This window comes from Flectobacillus sp., from assembly GCF_049240685.1.
Classification (GTDB): Bacteria; Bacteroidota; Bacteroidia; order Cytophagales; family Spirosomataceae; genus Flectobacillus.
Map to the genome: position 1 here is coordinate 4,375 of NZ_JBMLSD010000286.1, position 5,113 is coordinate 9,487.

Annotated in this window: 7 protein-coding genes and 1 pseudogene; all 8 read right to left on the minus strand. The window is 41.0% G+C overall.

Annotated elements, in window-relative coordinates; genetic code table 11:
* The coding region (locus ACOVQ4_RS13070; protein WP_421821078.1) for a hypothetical protein at positions 1 to 761 on the minus strand (761 nt) is incomplete at its 3' end.
* A 7-nt stretch (positions 762 to 768) separates the two neighbouring features.
* Positions 769 to 1,065, minus strand: coding sequence for a hypothetical protein (locus ACOVQ4_RS13075; RefSeq protein WP_421821079.1), 297 nt, complete (start codon positions 1,063 to 1,065; stop codon positions 769 to 771).
* 276 nt (positions 1,066 to 1,341) lie between these two features.
* Positions 1,342 to 2,916: a hypothetical protein gene (locus ACOVQ4_RS13080; RefSeq protein ID WP_421821080.1), complete on the minus strand. Its 1,575-nt coding sequence runs from the start codon at positions 2,914 to 2,916 to the stop codon at positions 1,342 to 1,344.
* Positions 2,909 to 3,415, minus strand: coding sequence for a hypothetical protein (locus ACOVQ4_RS13085; RefSeq protein WP_421821081.1), 507 nt, complete (start codon positions 3,413 to 3,415; stop codon positions 2,909 to 2,911). The genes ACOVQ4_RS13080 and ACOVQ4_RS13085 overlap by 8 nt, the downstream gene beginning before the upstream one ends.
* Positions 3,416 to 3,527: 112 nt before the next feature.
* Positions 3,528 to 4,109, minus strand: coding sequence for a hypothetical protein (locus tag ACOVQ4_RS13090; protein WP_421821082.1), 582 nt, complete (start codon positions 4,107 to 4,109; stop codon positions 3,528 to 3,530).
* A gap of 97 nt (positions 4,110 to 4,206) precedes the next feature.
* Positions 4,207 to 4,380 carry a hypothetical protein gene (locus ACOVQ4_RS13095; RefSeq protein ID WP_421821083.1) on the minus strand — a complete coding sequence of 58 codons (174 nt, stop codon included), beginning with the start codon at positions 4,378 to 4,380 and terminating at the stop codon, positions 4,207 to 4,209.
* Between the two features lie 166 nt (positions 4,381 to 4,546).
* A complete protein-coding gene (locus ACOVQ4_RS13100; protein ID WP_421821084.1) occupies positions 4,547 to 4,693 on the minus strand; it encodes a hypothetical protein in 147 nt (48 codons plus the stop codon).
* Between the two features lie 108 nt (positions 4,694 to 4,801).
* Positions 4,802 to 5,113 (minus strand): annotated as a pseudogene (locus tag ACOVQ4_RS13105) (hypothetical protein); the annotation flags it as partial.

Below are 5,113 nucleotides of genomic sequence, written 5' to 3' on the forward strand. Positions count from 1 at the left end.
CCCTCAAGGTGATATTTCGGAATTTGGTTTGCTACTTCTGTCCATGCTTTCGTTCCCCACCAAGCGGCAAACGAATAGAATGGTTGACCAGGCAATTTATGTTTGGCGTGAAAAACTGAAAAAGGAAATGCTTTTGGATTAGCTGGATTGAAAGCAGGTAAAGGGAATCCATCTGCTTTCTTATAGGTACGCTTTCCAAAATTTGGGTTGCGTATGAAGGCAGACACACGACTTTCGTTTTGTGCCAAAGCTCTAATTCGCATCTCGAAACAATCGAGGCAATTAATAAGCTCAGCTCTTCCAGTTCTATCGAGAGGAATGCCCGTGAAGACATTCCCCGAAAAGCTTGCTTGATAAGCAGCATCTCCAAAGTACCCAACCTTATCCAATGAGCGGATATAATCGCTAATAGCTGAGTAGTCTTTGTGAGACGGACTCAAAAGCTCACGTTCCATCTTGGCGCCGTTGGGTTTCTCGATGCCAAAGCGCACGCCATTACCAATCAAAAAATCTCTACGGGTTTCAATCAAACGCCATTTGTTTGGCGAATCGGTGGCAAGCCTGTGCATCTCTGAAGGCTTTTCATCCTGAGCGCCCCATCTTATGTGTGATAATCCATCGTAGCTACCTGAGCCCGCAGCAATGCTGGAGCTGGGGAAACTCGTATCTTGTGTTGAGGGTACTACTTCCACAAATGCCCCCACTCTTGCATCTTCATTCCTTAGAAGGTAGATGCTCTTCGACAACTCAACAACTGACATACAAACCTTAGTTATACGGGTGCTCTATTTCCATCCCATCGATATGCGTAAGCAAGTCAATCACGATGTCGAAATCTTGATTCGTGCGAGGATGCCAAAGCTTAATGATTCCATCCGCACCAAACTTCTTCGATGCTGAAAGCATATTGAGCTTTTCACTTTTCGCAGTCCGAATGGTTACGCCATCCTTGCTACCAGCTACACCAAGTTGTCCTGCGGACGATTTGCGATAGCGGATATTATGCTTTTCGTCAGGACGGCAAAGCATAGCAAGTGCTTGTGAAAGACTGATTTTTTTACTCATATCGGTTTTAAACATTTACAATTCAATATTAATCGGTTGTTTTAGGATAGTTTAGGACGCTTTTTTGATACACTTTTTAATGAAAAAAAATATAATCGTTTTACTTTCTGGTAGTTACGACGAATAAACTCAAAAACGAGTGTAATCTTTTACGAGAAGGGCACCCGCCCTTTGACGGCAACGGCAATTGCCATATCAAAAAAATAGAATATAACCCCCATTGCTGAGGGTTGAGGAATCGGTTAGAATCGGAATGAATCTGTATGAATCGGTAGCTTAGAAGGAGTCGAAAGTATTTTGTTGAGCCTTCACGCCTGGCATGAACTTCTTATACTTAGCATAGAGTATGTAGTCTAGTGCATCGGTGCCATCCGTCGCATACTCTCTATTCGTTACCATGTCGCCTGATGTCTCGCTCTTCTTCGACTTCCTGAACGTGCCATCTGTCATGATGGGGGTGCGACACATGGCTATGATGAGTACTTTATTTGTGTTCTGATTGAATCGTATCTTAGGCGCACGTTCGTTAGACTCCTCTAATAGGTGGTTAAGAAGTATGTACTTATCTTTATGTGCAGGGTTTTTGCCTTGTTTCTCATACTCCCTAATTACAGTCCATCCCTCGTCAGTTAGTACTTTAATGAACTGGCTAAAAAAGTTGCCATTATCCCCACCTGAGCCTGCGTTGCGGTTTTTTCCTGATTTGTCACCGTAAATTTTGACTGTTTTTTTCTGGTGTGAGGCGTATTTTTTGCACCAGTTTTTGGCGTTTTCTAAGATGACGTTTTTGTAAGGTTGTAGGACTGACGACTTCTCAAACTGCGAGTCGATGACTCTGAACTCACGACCAACCTCTTGGCATGTTACAGCCCAACATATATCAGCGTTGAAGTCGAGTGATACTTCAAGCTCACGGTCTGATTGGTAGTCATTCGAGCGATACAAATGGAGCTTGGACTTATCATCGTATTCATAATCATAAGACTTGACATAAGTATGCCTTGCGTTTGAGAATGAGAAATAGAAGCAGTTTGGTAACTTGCCTAATCGTTCATTCTCAACTTCGACCATGTATTGAAGCTCCGAAAGTTGATCTTGTAAGCGCTTGCCATAGTCAAGTGGCAAATTGGCTTGATTATCTCTATAGGTACTTTCTAAAAACAGGTATTCTGGAGGATTTTTGAGCTTTTCGGCATCGGACATTTTTGCTCTTCTTTCGAGCATTTCTTTGTATAATTCCTCCGTTTTGTAAATCCAGTTTCCCTCTGGTGTCCAGCTCGCAGACGAAAAATCATAGAAACTATGGTGCAAATGACTTTTTGCCAACTTGGTATTTGGATTGGCTCGCATGGTCGGAGACAGTACCGTATTGATAAAGTCTTCGTCCATGGTGGCACTTTCATCTATCCGAATCAAATCTGAGTTAATCCCTCTGTGAGTGTTTGGATTATCTTGAGATACAAAACGAATAGTATAGCCATTAATAAACGTCATCGCGTACTGATATCCTTTTTTCCCGACTTTTTGGTAAGGAGTTCCCCAGTGGTCAGGAGGCTTGACACCTAAAACATAGACGCCATAGGGTTGAGCCTTGTTATATTCATGAATATTTAACCTTTCCAATGAGGCAAGAATACCTGGTAATACAACTGAGTCGAGCTGTACGTATGTCAACCCGCCAATAACATTTGTAGCTCGTGGTAACTCCCAAAAACATTGATACTGGTCAACACCTAATGTACTGGTCTTACCAGAACCACGACCTCCATGAAACGTTTTGCGTTTGGCTCTACTTTTGAGAAATTTTAACTGTTTATCATTGAGATATACCTCTTTCACCTCGCTACTCATCGTCCTCAATTGATTTAATTTGCTTATTCAAAACATTGATATTGTTGGTAAAAACAATCGTTGGTGCTGTCTTGAAGTCGTTAAGATTGAAGCCTACTGCTTCTCCTTCGTACAATCCTTCGAGTGTAGATGCCTCTTTCCAAGCCATTGTGGCGGTTTTGAAGTCTTTTTCGGCACGTGCTAGGTTGGAGAGTGTTTTGAAATAATTGATTGCCGCCATCAAACGCCCTTTCTTGCTTACATCCTCAACATTGCCGAAAAGCTCAAAGCTCTCAATACGGATGATTCGTGCCATTCCACTTTTGATATCATACTTCTTTTGCAAAGCAGCTTCAATCATATCATCAGTTCGCCCAATGTTCGCCATTGACCATGCAAGGCTATATTTGTCGAACATTTCTTGTTGTTCGATGGTCAGCTCCTCGATATCTTTTGTACCACTCAAATACTCGTGGTACACATCAAACTTATTCTTCTGAATGCCTAGCTTATTCTTCATTTTGGTTAAGCTTTGGCTTTGCTTTCTTGGTCGTCCCATATCACATTATTATCTATCTGCACAAAAAAAACCGCCTGCAATATCGCAAGCGGTTCTCTAGCTTTTTTGGACGTTATTCGCTGAATAGCTCTGGTGTGCCTATTTCATTACTGTTTGATATGGCATTTTTTGCGAGCTCTCGATACTCATCTTCAAGCTCCTGTATTTCGTGTGGATCTAGTTTTGAACCTTCTTCAAAGAAGTGTTTCCAGCTCCTTCCTAAGCGCTTGCCTCGGTCGGTATGCTTATCGAGAGCAACATCCGGTATCTCGAGGCGCTTGAATGGATGTGTAAGAATTTCCCAAAAGATAGCCCAATCTATTAGCCTACTCTTTTTGGACCTGCAGAGCTTTATTACTGCGTGAGCTAGAAAGAGCCGTTGAGGTTCGCCTTTGTCCTCTTTATTCTTGGCAGCTTCTCGAAACATACAATACAATGCCCAAATTTCACTGGAGATGTTTGGCTCTGCTAATCCAATATCTTCACTTGAGATAATCCTGAGCCTTTTCCATAGCCATTCTGAGTAATTGGATTCGTAGAGCTCTAAGGCCCAATAAAGTGCTTCTTTTTCCCAACCTCTGCGGATGCACTTTTGAATTGCTGAAATAACCTCCGGGCCATTATATCCCTTCTTCGTTATGATTTGATGTTTCATTTGTGTATTTTTGCGGTCTCATTCAACGTTTTTTTTGTTGATTGAAAACCAGTTAACTGGATAAGCTCCTAACACTTGATTAGGAGCTTTCTTTTTATTAGAATAGTTTCATTTGCTTTTGCTCCTCGACTGATAAAAACAATGGTGTATCTACCCAACCTTTGTTATGTGTCTTACCTGCTGTGATTTTTGTCCCTTCTGTTAGGATTTTGTATAGCTCTTCTTTTTCGAATAGAGTTAGTCCCTTTAATTGCTTTTTTGTGATTTTCATTTCTTGAGCATTTTTTTGATTTGAGTAGTAGTAATTTCACCTTTTGCCACTTTCCAACTAAGCTTGAGAGATAGTGAAAAGCTAACAATTCCGTTTCTGAAGAAGCGCCAGGCATCTTTCATAATGCTAGAGAGCCTAGCTCTCCAGCTTATGTCTTTGAGTTGCATTACCATGCTTTGATTACCTTAACAACTGTCCATTTGGTGTACTGCTCTTCGAACATTTCAATTGCATTTTGCTCATTATAAGCATACAAGGGGAGGGCACCCGTAACTCCTTTTTGGGTGCTGTAGTAAATTGTGAATTGCTTCATTTTCTTAGTGTTAAATTGAAAACCAGATATTTATTGTATTACGAATTTAGGCAATGGTGACAAGGGTGTAAAACAGTGATTCTTTTATTTTGCGGTAAATTTGGCAGTCTAAAACAAAGATAATTGACCCGTAATGGCAGACTGTTTTGCTATCTTTTCGGCTATCTTTTGTTGTATTTTCTCCTCGGTAATGACCTCGTTTTTTGCCTTCATATCTTCCTTAAATTTATTGACCATTTGCTCGAAAGAATGATATTGAGCACACTGATTTGAGGTAATTCGTTCGATAGATGGGATTCCAAATTTGAGTAATCTATTAATCTCAAACCCAAACCTCCAATCGCTTGTAAGGTCAAGGGCATTGCCACAGGTTATTTGTCCCCTTACTCCATGTATGCACATATTGAATGCCGTCATTTT